4 protein-coding genes are annotated in these 22,968 nt (G+C 57.0%); all 4 read right to left on the bottom strand.

Features of this window, described 5'->3' with window-relative positions:
• Positions 1 to 87 precede the first annotated feature (87 nt).
• Positions 88 to 14,478, bottom strand: coding sequence for a putative Ig domain-containing protein (locus NZK35_RS16340; RefSeq protein ID WP_259633601.1), 14,391 nt, complete (start codon positions 14,476 to 14,478; stop codon positions 88 to 90).
• 220 nt (positions 14,479 to 14,698) lie between these two features.
• Positions 14,699 to 18,856, bottom strand: a complete 4,158-nt coding sequence (locus tag NZK35_RS16335) for a serine/threonine-protein kinase (RefSeq protein ID WP_259633600.1) — start codon at positions 18,854 to 18,856, stop codon at positions 14,699 to 14,701.
• A gap of 103 nt (positions 18,857 to 18,959) precedes the next feature.
• Positions 18,960 to 19,523: an ECF-type sigma factor gene (locus NZK35_RS16330; RefSeq protein ID WP_259633599.1), complete on the bottom strand. Its 564-nt coding sequence runs from the start codon at positions 19,521 to 19,523 to the stop codon at positions 18,960 to 18,962.
• A gap of 212 nt (positions 19,524 to 19,735) precedes the next feature.
• A partial coding sequence (locus NZK35_RS16325; protein WP_259633598.1) for a right-handed parallel beta-helix repeat-containing protein occupies positions 19,736 to 22,968 on the bottom strand: 3,233 nt, incomplete at its 5' end.

The raw sequence follows: 22,968 nt of genomic DNA, 5'->3' as shown, positions 1-22,968 counted from the left end.
CACGGTCCAACACTTACCCCTCTCCAACACGCCCGATGCCCAATAAAGAGACCTGACCCCTTTGATGGTTCTTTGAATGCGTCCCGTCTAGAAATTCGGGAAGATCGCTCTGTTTAGCTTAAACGTGTTTAGGAACGAAAATTCTATGTAAACCTGAGCAACGTCTCTCGCCTTACTAACGGGGCTGAAAGGGGCAACACCCTTCGCTCCCACCAACAGCTTTGCCAGCTTAATGTGCTTTGTTGGTCCGGGAAGAGACCAAAGCTCAAATGACCGACCAGCGGATACGCCTGATAGTTGCGATTTCTCAAAATCGTAGCCAATGGAGAAGGAAGTCTTTTTGCCGGCCTTATCCTGAACCTTGATGGTTGTTTTGAGAATACCTTTCAGATCCACAGCTACAGTGATGTCCGTGACTCTCGCGAATCTCCCACCACGATGAAGCGTTAAATTGAAGCCGGGTGTGAATCCCGCCGACTGGGCAGTAATAAATGCTGAAGCGATGAAAACTACATCTACCACTCCGCTCGCAAAGTCGACTAAATTCATCGGCGAAGTCAATCGCTTTGAAACGCCCGTTCGCGCGATGCTTCCAAGAATCGCACGTACATCCTGAGCAACGGATACCTCTGAAATTGAAAACAGACCCGTGGGATCAGTCAAGTTTATGGGATTATTGACGGTGTAAGCGAAGCGATTAATGGTCAAAGGCTGTCGCAAAAAAGGCGGAAAGGGGTCGGCACTTTCAAACCTCCCGTTCACGACATCGATCCACCTCGCTCTCAGATAATGCAGACTCAGGTGTGGATCCCGTTGCTCACCGGCGAACAGATGCAGGTTGCTCGTCGATCCCACCTGCCCAGTCATCCGACCAAACGCATCGTAAATGTAGCGATCCGTGACGATGCCCAACGCATCGCTCAATGCCCTCGTGCTCCCCAGCCCGTCGACGTGGTAGAACGACTTGCCGGTGTCGCCGTGGCGGTTCTGGGAGATCAGGTCGTGGCCGTGGACGTAGGTGACTTTGATGATGCCGCCGAGGGTGTACTCCTCGAGAACTTGTTGATAGGGGCGGTTGGCGTCGATCAGGAATCGTGTTTCTTCTCCGCTGACGGTCTGTGAGACTCGGATGCCGTCGGCGTCGTACTGGTTGGTGACGTCGATGCTGCCGTCTCCGTCGGTGTCGACTCCGACGAGTCGGTTCTCGAAGTCCCAATGATAAAAGACGGTGTCGGTCGGAGACTGCTTCGACAACGTGTTGCCGTTGTCGTCATACGTGTAAGCCGTGACGATGCCGTCGAGCGTCTCATCGAGCAGACGATCGTTGTCGTCGTAGCTGTAAGTCGTCGTTTCTTCGCTGGAATCGGCTCGCGACTGGCGATTGCCGACGTCGTCGTACAGGTAGCTGATCGTGCGGTCAACAACGTTGTCGCCGGGATCAAAGAAGCGTTCTTCGACAAGTCGGTAGATCTCGTCGTACTCATACTCGACTCGGCGGCCATCGTGCTCGTCGACCGCGGTGCGATTTCCGGTCGCGTCGAGTGTGTACCGATAGCTGCTGATCACGTCCGTGGCGGATCGATTCTCCAGGAACAGCAAGCGGTTCTGCACGTCGTACTCGCGTATTTCGCTCGTGCCGTTGGGCAGCGTGGTCAGAACCAGCCGTCCGGTCGCATCGTAGGCGTAGGATGTCACGCCGCTTTCCGGATCGGTCACTGTGGACTGACGATTCAATTCATCGAACGTGTAGGTCGTGACCCCGGAAGGAATCGTCAGGGAGGTTCGATTGCCCGCGACATCATAGGTGTAGGAAATCGTTCGCCCGTCCGGATCGGTGCGTGACAGCAGTCGGTCGCGAGCGTCGTACTGGAACGTCGTCGTTCCGCGAGCGTCCACGACACTCTCACGCAGCCCGTTGCTCATGTAGCCAAATTCGACCGTCGTGGTGTCCGGAAACAGTTTCGACGTCAGCCGATCGCGAGCGTCGTATTGATAGGCAATCGTATCGCCGTTGAAATCCGTGGTCGATTCCGCCCGTCCTACGGAGTCATATTGGGTGCTATTACGCTGGCCCAGTGGCAGCACCGTCGCGGTCCGGCGCCCCAGAGCGTCGTATTCGAAACGAGTTTCGCGTCCTTCGGCATCTCGCTGGACAATCAATCCACCGAGTTCGTTGTACTCGTACTCTGTCCGCAAGACTCGGCTATCGACGGTTTGCAGGACTGCTGCCAAGCGGCCAAGGTCGTCGTATTCGTACCCGGTCGACCGTCCCGCCGCATCGATCCGTGCGATCAGTCTGCGTTGGTCGTCGAATTCGCTGCGCAAACGCGGATTGTCGCTTAGGTCCAGCGGTGTCGCGTCGGGGAGAATGGTTTCGAGCGGGAGCCCGCCGCCGGTGTAAACGAACCGCGTTGTGTTTCCGAGCGGATCAGTGCTGCTGGTCCGTCGACCCGACGCGTCGTATTGATCTTGAAGCCGGGGATTGTCATTGAGGTCACCGGGCGTCGCGTCGGGCAGAATGGTTTCGGTGCGGTTCCCAACCGCGTCGTAGCGAAACTCGACGCGATTGCCGCGTTCGTCGATCTCCGCGAGCACCCGACCGATTGCATCGTATTGCGTTTCGGTGCGTGGGTTATCGGTGTCATCCCCCGGCGTCTCGTCGGGATGAATCGTGGCGGTGCGTCTTCCGACGCGATCGTAGATGAAACGTGTGGTCCGACCCAGTTCGTCGATTTCAGCGATGACTTGACCGGCCGCGTCGTACTCGGTGCGAGTTCGCGGGTTGTCGGTATCGTCCGCAGGCGTGTCATCCGGATAAATGGTCTCGGTCATCAGGCCCCGATCGTCGTAGACGAACTTTGTGCGACGGCCGAGCGCGTCGATCTCTTCGACACGATTGCCAGCCGGATCGTATTTCGTTCCGCTCGTCGCCAGCGTGACTCCGTCCTGGCGTGTGACGCGAGCGACGACACGTCCGTCGGCGTCGTAAGTCGACTCGGTCACCACAGTGCTCGGCCCCTGCGCCGTGCTGTAGGAGACTGTCTCGGTCAGCTGATTTCCGATCGCGTCATAGGTGTAGGTTCGGACTGTTCCTACGGCATCGGTTTGCCGCGTGACTCGTCCCCGGCCGTCGTATTGAAAGGCCGTCACGTTGGAGCCAACGGCGACGCTCAGCGGATTGCCGCTCGAGTCATACGAAAACGTCGTCGCGGAGCCGTCCGCATCGACGATCGACAACAGGTTGCCACGCGCGTCGTATCGATGGGTCGATGTGTTACCGAGCGGGTCGGTCGAGGTCAACACGTTGCCAAACGGGTCATAGGTGCTCCAGGTGACATTGCCGGCCGGATCGGTTTCGGACGTGACGTTGCCCCGCGCGTCGTAGGCGTAGGTCGTGGTCAATTCGGTGCCGTCGGCGAGGACTCGCGTGATCGCCGTTTCCAGCGTCGGGTTCCGCGAGTCGCCGTACTGGCTGAGGGTGACGCCGCCTTCGGCATCGACTTCGCGAATCACGTTGCCCAGGTCATCGTATTCAAAGACCGTAGGGAATCCGAGTTGGTTGGTGACGGTCTCCAGTTGGTTGGCCGGATCGTGCGTGAGCGAGATCTCTTTACCGTCGGCGTCGACCATCTTGATCAAGCGACCGTCGCTATCGTACTCGCTGCGGATACCCGTCCGATCAAGCGGGTCAATCACTTCGGTCAGGTAAAGCGGCCGAGTCGGTTCGTCGTACAGGTAGCGCGTCGTGTTCCCTTCTCGGTCGGTCACCGCAGCAAGGTTACCGTTTGCGTCGTAGGAATAGCCGATTCGTTTTCCGAGCGGATCGACCACAGCAACGATGCGGCCTTGCGGATCTCGTTCAAAGCGGACTTCCTGGCCGTCCGAGCTGACGATACCGTCCTCACGAAACGTCAGGGTGTTGTCGTTACGGTCCGCAATCTCTCGGACATCACCGGTGGTGCCATCCAAACTGAACCGTGTCCCATCGACGGTCGTCAGCGTCAGGCCACCGCCGAAGGTCGGTGACAACGGATTCCAGGGAAAGGCCGAGAGGTACTCGAGTGCTTCACCAGATTCGTTGGTGCGGAGCTGATACGTTTCCGCAGACAGCGTACTGGTGACGCCGGAGTCCGCAACAAACTTGCCTTCGTAGATTCCCAGGTACGCGCCGGCCACACCGGGGGCAAGATTGAGGCGGAAGGTGAATCCTTCACGTTTGCCACCGGGCAGGGTGACATAAACGCGAGCGCCGTCGTAGAACGGATTGTAGATCAGGTCTTCTTCGGCCTGTGTTTTCGCGACGCTGGTGCGAATGTCGGCGTCGGCAAACTCTAAACGCCAGCCGAATCCGAAATCACTGGCCGACGAAGCGTTCAGCGATTCGTAGGTCCGCGCGACGGTGATCGGGATCCCTGCGACCGGGATACTTAGATCGGTGAACGAAAGAGCAAAATTGCCGATCTTCAATTCACCGATGACATCGACCAAGATCTGTTCGGTCGATGTCTTGCCGCTCGCGTCTTGGGCAAACAGTTGCAGGATGTAGGTGTCGTTGCCGAGAAGCGTCGGATCGAAACGTCCGAGCACGCCATCGGTGACCGGATCGGTGCCACTGGCAATCTCGATGAACTCACCACCACCAAGTGGTGCGTAGGAGAGTGTGTACGACACCAACGTATCGTCGGTGACCGTCCCGATGACATCGACCGGCCCCGTGACCTGGTGGCCAAAGGTTGGAGACGAAATGCTCACGATCGGAGCGCCGGCAGTTGCCGATTCCAAAACTTCGATCTGGACAGTCTGCTTACCCTCCAGCCCTGCTTGGTCAACCGCAGTTGCTTCAAGCACGAATGTGCCCGCTTGTTGTGAACTGAACCGACCACGTCCAGAACCATCGAGAGCAACGGGCACGCCGTTAAAGTGTAGTGTCAGTGATTCGACGGCAGCGTCTGACGCCGTTACTTGAACGAAGACGTCACTGTTGACCGTCGCTGGATTTTCGCTGACTTGGATGGCGACTTGCGGCGCAACGGCGTCGGCGATCACATCAAGGGTGAAGACCTGAGTCACCATACCGCCGCGCCGATCGCTCACTTGAATTTCAATCGGGTGGCCACCAATATCATCTACAATCGGTGACCACTGAACACGCCCGAGTCGCGAATCGATGGTCATTCCGGAGGGAGACCGCAGCAGGCTGAACAGGAGCGAATCATCGTCTGCGTCGTTTGCGTTGACCGAGTAACCGTAGTGATTGCCTGCGGTCACAACGTCGAATGGTGTCGAGCGAATCGTCGGCGCGTGGTTTTCGCTAAAAACCACTACCGAAAAGCGTTGCACGGCGCTCGCACCTTTAATGTCGGTCGCCGCCAGTGTAATAAGTTGGGAACCGATCTGTATGGCTGTCGGTTGCCAAGAAACCTGGCCCGTATTGGCGTCGATGGTCAGCCCGTCAGGCGCTTCGATGACGGAATACTGCAGCGTTTCATTCTCTGGATCGTTTGCTTCGAGCAAGTATTCGTATGCTTCGTCAACGGTTGCAGAGAACGGCGGTTCACTTCGTATGGAAGGGTAGGCATTGATAGGGTCGCCGCCGCCGACGATCTCGAACGCCTGGTCTCCTGTTCCACCGAATCCGTCTACCACTCGGATCGCAACGGCGTGCGTACCAATTTGATTTGGATCTGGGACCCAATCAATGCGGCCGGTCGAAGAGTCCATGAGCATCCCACTCGGGCCACTTATCAGATGGTACGTGAGTCGGTCATTGTCGATGTCCGTGGCTGATGAACGATACTCATAGAGTTGCCCTGCGGCCCCCTGTGTCAGAGCGTCCGTGGCAAACTGTGGTGGCGTATTGAGGGGGCGAACCGTAATTTGATAGGTGTCGAGTGACCTACCGAATCGAGCTTGCCCGTCGTAAACGCCAATCGTCACAACATGCTCACCGACCTGATCCTCTTGCGGGACCCATCGAAGAGTACCCCGGATGGGATCAAGCGACATGCCAACCGGCGCTCGCTCGAGAGACCATGTCAACAGATCCCCGTCGGCGTCATAGCCAATCAAGTCGTAGGCATAGATTCGATTGGAAACTGCCGTCTCGGGCGGCGTCGATAAGAGCTCCGGCATGTGATTGAAGAGTGCCGGTTTAGGGAGCAAGGTCAGCTCAATCGCATCGGACCCGCCACGTCCGTCTTCGACTCGTACTTCCACACGTTGCTCGAGAGCTTGCTCGGCAGATGGAGTCCAGTCGATCGTTCCGTTTGCCGCGACAACCAATCCTGACGGTCCACTGAGGAGCTGGTAAGTCAATGAATCGCCATCGGGATCGATCGCTTGCAACTGAAAACGAAATGCTGTGCCCACGCGCGGTGAAAGTTGATTCACGGGTGCGAACTGGGGCGGACTGTTCGGTGCGTCCGGCACGACGACAAAGTCGATGTCTCGAACTGCGACATGTCCGTGCCCATCACTGACGGTAACCGTGACCGCATGCGACCCGATCTGCGCGGCGGATGGCGTCCAGCTGATCAATCCTGATTCTGTGTCGATGGATAGGCCCGCGGGTGGGCTGACGGTGCTGAACGTTAGCGGATCGTTTTCGCCGTCCTGCGCACGGACAACATACTGATGTGGGAGACCGACCACGGCTCGTGTTGCAGGCGTGACAAGGATCTCTGGTCGCGTGTTGGGTCGTTCAAGCTCAACTTGGAATCGTTGCAGATCGAGTCCACCGCGATTGTCTCGCACCTTGACAAGCACATCAACGGGATCCGATTGGTAGGCAGTTGGTTGCCAAATCAAGATTCCAGAAGAGGAATCTATCACCATGCCTTCCGGTCCCGACGCCAGTTCCCAGCTGATCGGATCGCCATTGGGATCGCTGGCACGGGCGTAGTAGAGATAGGGCTCGTCAAGACTGGCTGTGCTGGCAGGTGTTGATTCGATGCGTGGCGAATTGTTCACCGGTGCGGCGGCTACGATGACTGTGAACGTCACTTCAGCCGTACCGCCGCGCCCATCGATGGCAATGGCCGTGACATCCTGTCTGCCGACTTGACTGGCGTTCGCAGACCAGCGAATCCGCCCGGTCGAAGTGTCGATGCCCATTCCATCGGGAGACTGCGTCAGAAAATACGAGAGCCGATCTTCGTCCAGGTCGGTGGCTGACAACTGCAGTTCGTAAGCGTTTCCGACCGTGGCAACGGGTGGCGCAGGAGTATCCAACTGGGGTGCGGTGTTGTCTTCGCCTGAGGTCACATGGACATTGAACTCCTGGAACCCGACTCCGCCGCGCGTGTCGTGGGCTGAAATTCGAAACGTGTAGTCGCCGCTCACGGTAGGCCGCCAACGGACGAGACCACTATTGGGATCGATAGTGGCTCCATCGGGAGCAAGCGACAGTGCATAAGTCAGCAGTTCGGCATCTGGATCGATCGCTTGGGCTTGATAGACATACTCCGCGTTGATCACCACGGGGATCGAGCCGAGGACGTTGCCGCCGTCCTCGGTGACAAACAGAAGATCGAATCCGTGTGCATTTCCATCACCCGTGAACTGAATATCGAACGCGGCACTTTGGCCTGGCAAGACTCCAGTTCGAGTTCCCGATTGATTGACGAATTGCACATTCGCGTCCGATGCAATGACACGGATATCCTCTCCAAAAAGCTCGGTTGTACTCTGTTGAACAAATGCCTGAGCCGCAGCGGGGTCTCGGCGCAACAGATCAAGGTCCCAGGCGGATCCACCAAGCGACCACGCCAAGTCGACGTAATGGTCCTTGCCGGAACCAGAGGTAAATTGCCCACCCGGTTGCTGGACAATCTCGCCAGATGCATTTTCCACGAAGGCGTTGCCGGTGCTATCGACACCGATAGCGGACGACAGAAGTCCGTCAGCGAACTCTCCGTCCACGATCACGTTCAACAGGACCCCGCGGGCGTGTAGTTCGTCGTAGATCGCACCAAATCCCAGCGAAGGATCGGCGTTGTAACGATCGTTGCTCGTGACCAGAACAAAGTAGACATCGGCGTCGGACCGCAGGACGTAGTCCAAGGCATTGTGAATTCCAAGATAGCCATCGGGTTTGCCACCGTACGAAATCAAGCTTTGACTGGCGCGGGCGACTTGTTCGGCCGTCCCAAAGCGACTGAAATCGCCGTAACCGTCGTTTAATGCGATTGTCAGTCCATGCAGACCAACGATGGAGCTGGCGTAGGAATTACTGGCGACGAAATCAAGTGTTTCATCTCCATTCAGATCTACCAACGTCACGGAACGTGGCTCACGAACGGTTTCATAGTCACCCCGTTTTTCGAGGTTCGCAATTGCGTTTCCAAAGAGTACGGCCACGCTGTCACCGTCGAAAGATCCGCCTCGATCCGAGACAACAACATCGGAGAAAGAATCCCCATTCAGGTCGCCAATGGCGAGAGCAGTGATGAACCGAGTGTTGCTGACGGCAAAATTTTTGCTAATCGAGAAATCGCCAGTTCCATCGTTTACGAATACGGTGACCGTACGTTGGAAATTTGCCGTGACAATGTCGATGTCACCATCGCCATCAACGTCACCTGTGACAACGAGATCCGTAGCATTGCTCGAGGAATATGGGGTGGGCGCGACATTGAACCCTCCTTCTTGTTTGCCGAGCAAAGTTTGGATACCAGTAAAACGACCCGCTGCAGAAACGAGATCGACAACTCCGTCTCCGTTAAAATCTTCGATAGCGACTTCGCCGTTTCCACGAAGGCCAATGTCGACGCTCGACGAAAACCTGCCGCCGCCCAATCCAGAAAGCATGAACGTTTCGAAGAATTGTCCTGCGTTCGTTGCGATCACGTCGACTAATCCATCCCGGGTTAGATCCTCCAGCACAATGCTTCCGATTCGATCCCCGGTGGACACCGCATAGGAATCGTCAAACACGATCCCACCGGTTCCGTCGTTCAGGAAAACTGCGAGATTGGCGCCGTTATCCACGATGACATCCGCGTCGCCATCGTTGTCCACATCGCCAACCGCCAGGCTGGACGAAGCGAACGACGTTGCCAATTCGACATGCGAATCAAAGCTACCTTGACCGTTTCCAAACGCGATCGTAATCAGGTTTTCGCCTTGCCACGTAGTGCTAATCGCAACGATATCGCTGTTGCCGTCTCCATCGAGATCTCCCCCCGCTGAAGCCTTGACACCCTCGATCGGTCCGTATCGGACGACTGGACCATCAAAGGTGCCATCCCCGAAACCGCGAAGAATGAACATGTGTTGCCCGCGTTGGGTAAAGACAATGTCCAAGGCTCCATCACCATCTGTGTCGGCGAGGATTGTCGTACCAGCTTGCAAAGATTGACTGGTAAGCAGGTAGTCGAAACGTTCCGAGAAAGTACCATTCCCGTCATTTAGAAAAACGGATACGCCAGTTTCGGAGTCAATCACCACGTCGATGTCTCCATCTCCGTCCAGATCGCCAAATTGCTGGGCAACAGGATAGGCGGAATAGATGTCGTTGACGGCGTAGGATGTTCCCAGGGAAAAACCACCGATACCGTCACCGATTAGAAAGGAAAGGCCAAATCCATAGGCAATATCGAGCACATTATCTTGATTGACATCCACAAAAATTCCGCTGCCTAGTCCCTGACCGCGCGACGCTTTAGGCATCGACGTTTCATCAGAGAAAGTGCCAGCGCCGTCACCCCGCAAAACGACAATCGTCCCATCATAATTTGCTGCACTGAGTAAATCGAGATCGCCGTCTCCGTCTACGTCTCCGAAGTCCACACCCCGAGGAGAGGCCAAACCACTTCGATAGGGGCCGACCTCGAATTCACTTGGAGTTAAGAAACCACCGTTACCGTCGCCAAGAAAGAGATAGACGTCACCATAGAAGAATGGCGTGACCGCAAGATCTGGAATCTGGTCGCCGTTGACGTCACCGATCGTCAGGTTTGGGCTTAGCGGTCTCGGAGCACGGTACACTTCGTAATTTGAAAATCTCCCATCTCCCAAGCCGAGCAATACCGATACCGCTCCGCCGGTGGCGACGATGTCGGCGTTCCCGTCGCCATTGAGATCAGTGATTTCATAGCCAATGAAGTAATTCAATCCAGTTGCATAGACGACGCCGGGAGCAAAGTGACCGGCTCCATCATTCAAGTAGACAACGATGTCGTAACCTGCGTCTCCGATAAGATCCATGTCATTATCATTGTCTACGTCGGCGGAACGTATTTGAAGACTGTCATAGTATTTTGCAGCGGTGCTGTAATGGTCCGAGGTCGCAAACTCTCGGACCGGAGATGCGGAATCATATTGACCGAATCCGAAAAGGCCGTACCGATTGGGGCCGACACCTTGCGTTTCAAATGCCGATTCCAATTCCAAAGCTGCATCGGCAATCCATCCGTGACGCGAATCTTTGGGGATGTCCCCAAGTGCCGTATTCTCTCGCATATTGAAGGACTCGTCGACGATAAAGACGACGTCAGCAAATCGCTCAGTCACACCGGCGTCCGGTAGCGTCAATGACACCGTCTGTGAGTGTGTCTGCGCAGCAGCGAGATCGATGCCGATCGAGTTAGGATTTACGTCTCCAACGCGTTCACTTGTGTCACCGGGCAAATTTGCTCGCGAAGGAGGTGAGCTTACGAATGTCGGTGGTGAATTGCCAACCTCTGTTGAAACGTCGATCTCGTACCTTTGAGTTACGACTCCACCGGCACCATCCGACACTTGCAAGACTACTCGGTGTGCGACGTTGCTGGTGACTTGAGAAGCTGAAGGAATCCATGAGAGGAGACCTGTGGTCGAATCAACACTGAGACCAACTGGCCCCTCAAGCAATGTGAAGATCAACGCGTCTCCATCGGGATCTCGTACGGCAGGTGGGTACTCATAATGCTGATTGACACGGGCGATTACCGATGGCGTACTCTCGAACACGGGCGGGCGGTTCGGCGGTGGATCGATGGTCGCCAGGGTGTACGAAGTTTTGGCAACTCCCCCGCGACCATCATCGGCTTGGACAGTAAAAGCGTGGTTGCCCAGGTCAGCGGCAGACGTCTGCCAGTCGATTCGGCCCGTTTGGGCATCGATCGTCATGCCATCAGGAGCGATCAGTAACGAGTAAATGATCGCGTCGCCATCAGGGTCCGTTGCCATGACTTCGTCGCGGTGAGGGCGGCCGACGATCGCTTCGACATCTGGCGTGCTCGTAAACACCGGAGCTCGGTTTAGCTGCGCGTAGAAGGTCGATGCAAATGTGAACTGCGTTTCGTTGGGATCAAAAAACGCGAGCTGTCTTGCGGAAGTCTGTTCACCGGGCTGCAGCGTGCCATCATCCAGTAGCGCCGAGAAGTCGTAATAAGGTCGACCTTCGGGGGTCAACCCGTCAAAGTCCCTCACTCGGACGCTTGGGTCGCTCACGGTGTCGATCACAACAACCAATGGCCCATCCAAAGCATAAGTTCCGTCATTGCGAATCGTCACTTCCGTCGATAACTTCGAGGCGTCTTCGTTGAAAGACGTAGTGCCATACTCGAGTGTTAGGCTGCCCGTGACATCGCTGAGCGTTGCGAAATTTGGTGCGTCTACCGCGCCGACCGCGGCGGCGACAGGTGCCGCGCCGAGCGGCGTCCCAAGCGATCCGGCCACGATCTCCCTACTTTGAATCACCACCGACGTCGTCGTGTCGCCGTCGTTGTTGACCAAGCGGGCGACAAGTGTCCCCTCAGTCCCGGCCGGAAGGTGAGCGAGATCAATCTTCACCGTCTCGCCTGTATGCAGCGTGTTCGCTCCGAGTAACGCCGGTTCACCTTCGGTCAGATTGAACGCGGCATCGGTGGAGCCGGCAATCGCGTGCACGAGTGATCGCCCCTGACGGTCAACCAAGGCGATTTCGAACGCGTCGTTGATGAAATCGTCAGCCGTATCGAACAACAGATTGGCGTAACTGACTTCGATGTGCGACGGCTGCTCGGGAACGGTAATCGGGAACTCCGCCACCACCGTGAACCGATCGCCTTCGACCAGTGTGATGCCCTCGGGGACTCGTATAATCTGGGTGGCAGCGGTTGCCTGGTTGCCGGCGGCATCGGTGAGCGCAAACTCGATCGTGTTGTTGCCGAGAACCAGCGGGATATTTGCAAACGAGAACCGACCCGAACTATCCGCCTGCGCCGTGCGGCCGTCATCGGGGAAGAGAACGCGAATGCCCGGCTCGGTCTGCCCGAGCAGGGTGACCAAATCGAGCGATGTGATGTGGTCTCCAAGGACATCCGTGTCAGACTCTTCGGCCAACGAAAGTGCGGCTTCGGGAGGCGTGGCGTCAAGCACGAAAGCGATGGTCGCCGATTCGGAATGGTTGCCGGCATTGTCGACTGCGCGAACTGATACCAAGTGCGGACCGTCGGCGCTTCCATCGAGCAGCAAATCCGTCGGAAAGGCAAAGTTTCCAGAGGCATCGATGGAGACGGGGAAATACATTCCGGCATCCAACTTCGCTTCGACGGCGGCCAGCCCGGTTCGCTCATCGGAACCCTTTCCCTCGATGTTGACGTTGATGTTGGTGATCAGTCCTTCCGCCGGAGCGGTGATCGCAAGCGTCGGTGCGATCGTATCGAGGACGTAGCTCGCGGATGTGGGAGCGGACTGGTTTCCAGCGACGTCCATTGCATGCATCGTGATCGTGTGCTCGCCATCCTCGCTGCTGTCGGCGGGCGGTGCAGTTTCGAACAGAAAACTCCCCGTGCCATCGAATCCGACCTGGAACAGCGAACCTTGGTCTCTTTGACCTTGCAGCAGTGCAACACCAGACGTCGCATCGGTGACTTGACCTGAAACCGAGACGCTGCGGTCCGTGATTGCAGCGTTTTCGGGCGTCGCGATCGACGTGACGGGAGCTGTCGTGTCGAGCGTAAACGAAAGCGAGCTTTGCGCTCGGTTGCCGAATTCGTCCGTCGCTTCGAGTCGCAGCTGATAGGTGCCGTCAGCTAGCGGACCGCCGTGAAGTGTTGCCAGCAGATCGGCGTCGATGCGAATCGCACCTCCGATTGGCAATCGATGGGTGATCTCCGTTAGCACGCCAACCTCGCTGCCGTCCAGCGCGGCACGGACTAGGCTGATTGTGCTGACGTCGGTCACAGTCGCCGCGATGTCGGACTCGTTGGTGATCCGATCACCGCTGTCGCTGCCCGAATCGACGACGAGTGAGAGCCCGATTGCGGGGGCGGTCACGTCACCTGTCACGCGAGTGACTTCCAGATTCGCTTGCGACGTGTTGCCCGCCGCATCGGAGCTCACGACTGTGAACAGGTTGGTGCCGAGCGCGACGGCTTGAGAAGCGTATTGATAGGCGCCCGCGGCGTCGGCTGTTACTGTTGCCACGGCACTTGACAGGTCGCCGTTCCGGTAGAGCGTGACCACCAGGGACGGCTCCGTCTTGCCTTCGACGGTCACCTGATCCAGTGACGTCATCTGGTCACCGACCGGATCGGTATCGGATGCGGCTGCCAGGCTGAGTGTCAACGGCGGGGGCGTCGAATCAAGCATGACCGTGATCACGGTTTCGGCTTGTTGGCCAAACCGGTCCATTGCGATCACACCAATGGAGTTCAATCCTTCGGTCAGGGTAATGTTTGATGAAAAGGCCCCGACGCCATCGACCGTCAAATCCGTTTCGAACTGTTGGTCGCCATCAACATCCATCTGCGCAGTGGCTGACGGGTTTGTCTGGCCCACCACGGTTTGTGCGGAGATTCGCGTCAGAGAAGTGCCATCGGCGAGCGATGCATCTGGCTCGGGGGCGAGTGTCGCGGTCACAGTCAACGGTGAGATGCTGGTCACGACCCCGAGGTTGCGAAGCAGATGACCGGTGTCGAACGAAGTCAGCCGGCCGTCTTGGTTGACGTCGGCTTCCACTTGGTAGCTACGTCCTCGCAGCAGGCCGATCATGGCCGAGCGGTCATTCAGCTGTACTTGTCCATCGCCATCCAAGTCACCGGCCAGACCAACCGACACATCGAATGCTCCCGAATTGTCGCCTTCGGCCGCGATGTCCAGCGTGTACTGTCCGGGTGTGAGTTCGGCGACAATCACACTGGACGTCGAGCCGGGCAGATCGTGCTGCGAATAGTTCAGCGGGTAGACCGTCCCGCTGGCGTCGTGGACCACTGCGGCCGCGGGGTTCAACGAACTGCCTGCTGCCGAATCGACCCGAAATGTCAAAACTTGCGTGCCACGTACGCTGACGAAATCTTCAGTGTGAACCTCGAAGGGAATCTGGGAAGCGTGATCGCTGTGCCCACTCAAATGAGCGATCACGTTAGCCGGATCCGCCGCCAGTAAGTCGCGGCGTTCGAGCAGCTCGTGGCGGAGGCTGTGGCGACGATGAACGCTGCGGCGGGTCGCTGGGGAAGCAGCTGCACGACACCGCCGAAAAAAGGCCCGTTTGTCGCGTCTGGGTGTTTTCATGGGATCGGTCTCAGTGGATGTGCAGCCAGCGATCGCGTGGTGGGCAGACTGACAATGCACTCACCGCCGTCGGCAGATTTCCGCTAAAAAAGACACCATCCCCGCGGCAGGCCTGGATGGTTCGCGGAATGCCACACCCTTTCATGCGAAAAGCGGCGAAAAAAAGGATCAGCGAATTGACGGAAACCCGGGAAAGCCTCGCTGGCGGACCCATCCTCAATCACTTTTCACCGGAAACACGCCGCTGCGTCGAGGAGAGAGACAGCCCAACGGTGGCCTCGCATTCTTTGCGAAGCAGTTGCAGCGTCAGCCGACGGTTCCACGCAGGATTTGATTCCAATTCGGCTTCCGCTTCACCGTTGGCCAAAGACAGCTGTTCTATCGCGCCGCTCCGATTGCCTAAGTGATCCAGAGTCATCGCCAGGAAGTAGCGGACGTAGGCCGTCGACGTAAGTTTCTCTTCGTTGGCGACAACGACCAAGGGTTTGAGAGTGGCCAGGGCGTCGCGGTAATGCCCGGCTCGGAAAAGTATCGCACCCACACCGCAGCGAAATTGCAGACTCTCCGGCGCCGCCTGTTGCGTCTGGCGCGCCATCTCGATCACGGTCGTGTAATCCTGGACCGCGCTCGGCCCGAGCGCACACGCCCAGGCCGCAAAGTGCAAATCGGTCGGGCTCTCCTGTTCGCTGAACTTCTCCAGCATTCGACGGCAAACCTCTTGGTACTCCGCGGGGTCGCCCGCATGAAGATCGAGCAAGCCGAGGTGGTAATGCGAAAGGACGCCCCAAGTACCTTCGCGCGACAGCAATGTGCCAAGACGCTCCCGGGCGGTGACAAAATCTCCGGCTTCCAACGCGGCCTCGAAGTCATCAGCGACTCTGCGATCGAGACGCGTTTGAAAGAAACGAGATGACGCAAAAGCATAGCCATCCCGCGCGTCCCAAATTCGGATCTTGCCCTGTTCGTTCCTGGTCGCCAATTGATTCCCGTCGGGCGACCATTCCATTTGCGAGATTTTCCCTTCGACTGGCAATGTTAATAGCACATCCCCGGTGTTGACGTCCCAGATTTTGACGACCGAATTGCTCGCCACGGATGCAATGCGTGTCCCGTCCGGATGCCAGCTGAGCGAAGTCACCGCGGATTGGTGCATTCGCTTTCTCAGCAGCACGCGAAATTCTCTGTCGTCGGATTGTCGATCACTCGGTTTTGGCATCTCAATGATCTGGCATTGACCGTCGCGTCCCGCTGCGACCATTCTGCTGGAATCAGGGCTCCACGCGAATCGACCGGCACCCTGAACCGCCGGCCCCAGATCGAGACTGGCAAGATGGCATCCCGCGTTGGCATCGTACAAATGAAGCCAGAGGTGCCAAAGATTAACTCCGGTGTCGTAACGGCCATGGCCGATGAGTCCGATCATGGTTTCATCAGGTGACCAAAACAGAACTCGGCTAAAGGGCTGAGCATGACTGTCGAGCTCCGTCACGCTTCGATCCGTCAAATCATGGATCGCGGGACGGCCGCCACGGATGGCGACAACCGCCAATTTGTTGCCATGGCGGTTGGCTGTCCAACGCAATCCCGACGGTCCCTCCGGTGCGATCGACGGAATGTCGTATTGTTCCCGATCGACTTGATGTGAAGCGTTGATCGTGGCGGCATTAAATTTTAATTGCTTGCCGTCCCAGGCATTCGCTGCAATCAGGTTACGACCCCGGAGTTTCCACGGCCGATCGGCACTGGGTAACGGGGTCGATCGCTTGATATCTCCGGTGCGTCCGTTGCGATCGACGACGGTGAATGGATCTGATAGCGTGCGGATCAGCCCATCATCCGTCCAGGCAAAGTCGGACTCCGAATCGAGATCGTATTGATTCTCGTGTGGCGACAACGGCCAAACATGGACCGCTCCATCGGTTCCGGTTGACGCGAGGCGTTGCGAATTCGGATGCCATGCCATTGCATTGACGCTTCCGCTGAATCCCGAATAAACGGCCACCCGGGACCAATCGGACGTGTTCCAAATGGCGATGCCCTCACTGCCGCATGAAGCCAAGTGGTTCGCATCGGGACTCCAGCAAAGGCAAGTCACACCGGAACCGTCGGCGTGAAATCGAGCGACCTCCTCCGAGTTATCAGTATTGATCACGACGCACTCACCCGACTCAAGTCCGCGCGCGAGTCGATTTCGTGTGGGATGCCATGCCGAGGCACGACCTTGCGACGGAAAGGTCGAGACGACTTGCAACGTGTGGGCGTCAACTAACCATGACTGACTGTATTCACCGGCAACACTGATCAGCGAATCGTCAAAATTCCACTCGGTCGATCGAAGATTCGTTTCAAAAAAACCTCGTGCGGTCACAGCCCACTTGCCATCGACTTGCCGCCAAATCACCAAATTGTGCCCCATCTTCTTTGACTTTTCGCGGTCAGCAAACGGAATAGCGCCAACCACCATTGCGGAGCCATCGTGGTTCCAGCGGATCGTCCAAATCGAAGACGTGTCATCGTGCAATTCCATGATCTGATCGGTCGCTTGATCCCAGATTCGAATCAGAGACTCGTCAAAAGTACTGCCCCAGGCGAGCGTGGATCCGATCGGGTGCCAGGCGACGCTGCACGTCGTGCGGACGCCGGCGCGAAAGCGTTTCACCAGGCTTCCGTCGCTCGCGTCCCAGATTGCAGTCGAACGATCTTCCGACGCGGTTGCGATCTGCTCGCCATCGGAGCTCCAGTCGATTGATCGGATGTTCGAATTCGATGCGTTCCAGCTCAATCGACTTTGCTTGCTTCGATCGAGCAAATAGAACCATTCCCATGAACGACGGTCTTCAGCTTTGGCGAGGGGAACATGATTCAGCAGGGTGGTCAGTGCACGGGCACGCTCGCCGGCGATGATCTGTGATGCCGCCAGTCGCGTATCGGAGACATACAGCGCTCGTTCGGCAATCTGACGTTGCTGTGACTCTCGCCCTTGCGATTCACGTGCCTGTTGGACGGCTTGCTCGGCTTTGTCCGCCATACTCCTTGCGATTGCGGCTTGAACTTCCGCGTTCCGCTGCGCCAGGTTTGCGCGGTCCGCTTCGCGGTGCGCGACGACGGCCTGCCAGCCGGCCAGAACCGTTCCGATCACTAAGGTCGCCAAAACCAGCCCCAGCGTCGTCAGCAGACTTCGATGCTTTGTGGCAAACTTGCGCAAGCGATAGGCTCGCGTCGGCGGACAGGCTTCGACCGGTTCGTTGTCAAGGAATCGACGTACGTCCGCGGCGAAATCGCGTGCCGAAGGGTAGCGACGCGTCCGATCCTTTTCCATCGCTTTGAGAGTGATCCAATCAAGCTCGCCGCAATTGGATTGGTGCAACATCAAGGAATGAAGTGTTTGACGATCATTGGCTGATTGACCTCCACGATCGGCCAACGTGCTCAATCGTTGACTCGGGCGCGGCGGTTCACTCTCGCAGATGATCCGCCGGAGTTCATCAAGGCTTGCCCGGCCGAGCGACTGTTTATCGAAGGGCGTCGTCCCGGTCAGCAACTCGTAAAAGATCACACCAAGCGAGTAGACATCGCTGCGCGTATCGACGTCCTGGTTGTTCCATTGCAGCTGTTCCGGGCTCATGTACATCGGCGTTCCGATGACCTGCCCGAACCGGGTGTATACCGTTGCGTCGTTGATGGGCTGCATCGTTGCTTTGGCCAACCCAAAATCGATGACTTTGGGTTCCGCAACGTCGTCATGCAGGGTGACGAGAAGATTGTTGGGCTTTAAATCCCGGTGGATGATGCCCTTTTGGTGGGCGTGCTCGATTGCAGCGCAGACTTTCAGGAACAACTCCAATCGTTGGCGATGATCCAGCGATTGCTGCTCACAAAACTCGGTGATCGGCAACCCCTGCACGAACTCCATAACAAAGAAGGGGCGTCCGTCCTCGGTCGCGCCGGCATCAAAGATCGTGGCGATATTGGGGTGGTCCATCAGAGCCAGCGTCTGACGCTCCGCATCGAAACGCGAGATCACCTGTTTGCTGTCCAGCCCCGGCCTGATCAGCTTGAGCGCGACACGACGGTTGACCGGCGTGTTCTGGTCGGCTACGAAGACCACTCCCATCCCGCCTTCGGCAATCTTCTCCCTGAGTCGGTACGGTCCGATTTGTGCGGGAGCGTCAGGCGGATCGAGTGCTGCACCGAAGTCTCCGACGACTGGGGAATCGAGTAAATCACCGGCGGAGAAGTAATCGGCAACCATTTGCCGGACCTCAACGCGAATGCTCTCGTCGCAATGCTGGTCGATGAACCGCGTTCGCTCTGCGTCATCATCCAATTCAACCGCCATCGCGAGCAACGTCTCAATGGCGTCGAGATCCTTGGGCATGGTGCTTCCTGGAGTATTCCAAATCCCGGCTTCGGTGTGTTACCCGAGAAAAATCGGCCAATCTCCACTACCAGCTACATGCGAAATCGATCCCCCAAAAGGATCATGTCGATTCTTTCAGTCGCCGAAAGATCCAGACTTTGGCGGCAGCCCAATCGCGTTTTGCGGTCGGGACGGAAATACACAATGCCTGTGCCGCTTCTTCGATGGTCATCCCCACAAAAAAACGCAGCTTGACCAATTCCGCTCTCCGCGGCGAATCGACGGCCAAATCGCCTAGAGCTTCATGGACCGCCACCACACGGTCCTCCAATTCAGTTGCAGCTAGACTTTTCGCCGCGTCCGAACCGGTCAATCGTTGCCATTGCCCACCCCGTTTGAGACTCTTCCTTTGGCGTGCCCGGTCAACCAAAATGCGACGCATCGCTTCGGCCGCGGCGGAAAAAAAATGGGCGTCGGACTCCCACTCCGGAGTCGATTTTCCGTCGGCGAGCCGGACAAACGCTTCATGCACCAGCGCCGTCGTCTGAAATTTTTCGCCAGAGCGTTCGTGTCTCAGTTTCGCCGAGGCCATTCGCTTCAACTCAGAGTACTCAAACGCCGACAGATCACCAGGGCGGGTGCACGGATCGGCATTGTCTTGCGTTCCTGGCGACGATTCTGGCATGACTTCCAACGGAGTAGCCGTGAAACGGTCAATGGATCGAGCAGACACTAAAGAAACAAGCTATCAGCGCACCTCAACGTGACGGGGCAACGGATTTGAAGACCACGCCGGGCAGGGACGCAGCGAAATTATAACGCAACGCATGATCACCATCGTCAGAAAACTCCGCCGAAGTCCGATTCTGCCTCAACTGACAGGAAATTGATCGAATGTTACTCCGACAACCGCTTTAAGAATCGTCTCCCAAAATTCCCGTAGTCTTGGCCGTCGACGTCTCCGTCACCGTCGAAGTCGAGGGCGGGGTTGAATCCGGGGCTGCCTGCCGCTTTCAAGAACGAAAGTCCGAAGCGGCCGTAGTCCTGGCCGTCGACGTCACGGTCGCCGTCGGTATCGCCGAACAGTCGGAAGAAGTTGTCGACGTAATCGGCTCGCATCTGTGTTCCTGCGGCAGTCACGTGCTGGTGATTGACCTGCAATCGATAATTGCCGTCGGCGAGTGATCCGCTGATCTCCGAGTTCCCCGCAAACGTCAACGTCGCAACTGTTTTTCCATTGACGATGTCGGTGGTGAACGCCGGTGTGAACAGCCCGCCTCCGATCCTTTCGATTTCAAAGGTAGCGGGGTCAAGCACGACGTCCGAATCAAAATTCACCGTGATCTTACGCACCACACTGCGTTGCGCCGTACCGCCGTCAATCTTGATCGCTTCGGTTTCTGGAACGTTACCTAGATTGATCGTGATCGTTGCAAAATCCTTGAATCCATGGCCGTCGACCACTTCAATCAGCAGGCTGTAGGTCTTGGTCGATTCGTAGTCAAGGGCCGCACCATTGAAGACTGTGATCACACCGTCATTGTTGATCGCAAATTTTCCCAATCCCGTGCCGCCGACGATAGAAAACGCTTGGCTGTCGACGTTGGGTGCCAACAGGTCGGGATCGGTGTTGATCACCTGGCCGACCACCGTTCCATTGTCCGCCATCTCCAAGACGCCCAGCACACCGTTGGCGATCGATGGCGCCGTGTTGGTGGGCGTCAAACGAATCATGCGGGTCAACGTCGCGGGAACCAGACTCTCGTCAACAACGGTCAACGAGATCGTACGATCAAGCGGCGTCAGACGTGATGCGACGTTGGTATACGTGTGCGGAATCGAGAAGTCCCGAGCACCGACCGCAAGTGTGACTTGCTCAATGGCGCTGCCGTCGCCCCAATCGATCGACAGAACATGCGTGTCGGCAAGTCCGGGATCCACCAGCTGGCCGGTCAGCATGAAAACCTGGTCTTCATGGACGTCGGTCGGCGCGGTCAAGCTTGAAAGAGTCGGCGAAACATTGTTCACTGCAATCCCATGCGGATCGCTTGCTTGGCTTGAACGACCGAGATTGTTGACCAACGTCGCCGTCACGGCGAATTGTCCCGAGGGTGCCGAAACACTGTCTTGGGCATACGCGCGGTCGATTTGGAAATAGGTTTGGCCGGCGGCAATGTCGTACGTCACAACTGGCGTTCCATCGCCCCAGTCGACTTGCACCGAGTGTGATGTCGCGAAACTGTAGTCGGTAATTTCCCCCGAGAGTCGAGCGACACTGCCTTCGTTGACGGTCGGCGACAACGAAAGCGAAGCAAACTCCGGCAGGAAAAAGACATCGAATTGGCGGACGTACGTTCCCCCCACCGTGCCGTTATTGTCCCCGTCCATCAGCAACCCCGCCGTGTCGCGGACGCCACCGGTCAGGTCACTTTGAATGGCGAATTGATAGTTGCCTTCGGGCAGATGCCCCTGCACCACGAATTGCTCGCCACCTTGGGGAGGCGGGCCTTGTGCTCCTTGGGAAAACAAGACTTGTAAGTCGACGAATGAGTCGCCGAGAGCGAACTTGGGAACCAGCTGGTAAACCAGATCATCGCCGTCACCGAATGTTCCGTTGGGGCCCGCCTCGCGTAATTCATAGGCGGCAAACGAACCGGCGTCAAAGTAGTTGACCTCTTCGCTGAACAGGATGCGAATCGATTCGATCAGTGTGGAGATCGATTGCTGTTTCGAGATCCCATCCGGGAATGTCGTCGAGACGACGGGCGCAACCACGTCATCACTTGATCCACGAAATTCCAGCGAGCCGAGATCCACTTGACCCGGCAAAAGATTGAAATCGATCGATTGATTGGCGGCAAACGATTGCGTCCCATGAGTTGCCGCGGTGTGCGTCCGCGCAAACTCATGGTTGGCGTAACCGGCGACCGGCGATGTCGTCACATCGCTTCCATAATGAAATGAAAACTCGCCGTTCGCATACAGCGTCACCGCAAAATCAACATCGGTGCCTTCTGTGACGTGCGTCGCGTCCCAGCGAATCGTGACTCGATCGGGAACCGATTCGTCGATAAAAAGATTGTCATCGGCGCCATCGGTTCGAAGATTGTCCCAGAACGCGGTGATTCGTGATGAATCGGCAAATCGCTCCAAGGCGGTTTCGTCCCAATGGATCCACCCGTTTCCTTCGAATTGAATCAATCCGCCGGTTGAAATCGTCGCCGTGGTATAGGACTGATCGAAATAAGAGAACGCAAAGGGCAGCGTGTATTGCCAGCTGTAGTCGGGAGAGCTGCCTTTCCAATCCATTGCGGTGCCCGATCTATCAAAGGGAGAACTCGTTGGAGACTGTTCGACATAGTCGAGCGAACCCAAGTCCGGTGTCGCCAGATCGTTTCGACGCGCCGAACCGACGGCATCCGTCGACAACGATTGCCAGCTATGTCCGCTGTCGATTGCCGGCGAATTCTTAGCGAGTGCCCAGTTGTCGTCGCGCGAGTAGTCGACTCCGTTGACATACCCAAGCAAATTGTCGATTCCGTTGACGTCCAAGAACAACGGATCCGCCGATAGGGAGTGTATCGCATCGCCCGTCGCGTTTTGCCAAGCAGACAAATCCGCCAGGATCATACCGGCGAAGATCCCGTACGACACCGATGATCCGGCCCCCAGTTGCACAAGGTTGTAGTCGGTGCGGAATCCCGCGACGGCATCGCCGGTGACGTTAATCGCGGCTCCGTTTTCGACCCAAACAATGTTGTTGAAAAGACGGACTTCACTGGAAGCTTCAATCGTGACCGCATCGCCTACGGCTTGGTAGAGCGTGTTGCCGATGATCCCTGCGTTCAAGTAGCCGTCGCGCAAGTAGATCGCCGAGTTCGTGTTCGCATAGACCAAGTTATTGGCGATCGTGACGTTGTTTTGTCCCTCGACACGGATCCCTTCACTATTGGAATAGACGCGATTGGCGGTAATCGTCGTGTCGTAGGCGTAGGAGGCCAGGAGGCCGATACGGTTGTCGTAGACCTGGTTCGAATCGACCGTGGTGTAAGCGTGCGTCTGAATGCCGACGTCGTTGCCGTGCACGACGTTGCCGCTGGCCATCGCACTCCCGTCGACGTAGATCCCGA

The organism is Stieleria sedimenti (assembly GCF_025060895.1).
Classification (GTDB): domain Bacteria; phylum Planctomycetota; class Planctomycetia; order Pirellulales; family Pirellulaceae; genus Stieleria; species Stieleria sedimenti.
This window is presented reverse-complemented; position numbering and strand designations above follow the sequence as displayed.

What these genes read in the sequence shown, in the direction of transcription:
- NZK35_RS16335 (WP_259633600.1), bottom strand. Translation starts at nt 18,856, where the DNA reads ATGCCCAAGGATCTCGACGCCATTGAGACGTTGCTCGCGATGGCGGTT.
- NZK35_RS16340 (WP_259633601.1), bottom strand. Translation starts at nt 14,478, where the DNA reads ATGAAAACACCCAGACGCGACAAACGGGCCTTTTTTCGGCGGTGTCGT.
- NZK35_RS16330 (WP_259633599.1), bottom strand. Translation starts at nt 19,523, where the DNA reads ATGCCAGAATCGTCGCCAGGAACGCAAGACAATGCCGATCCGTGCACC.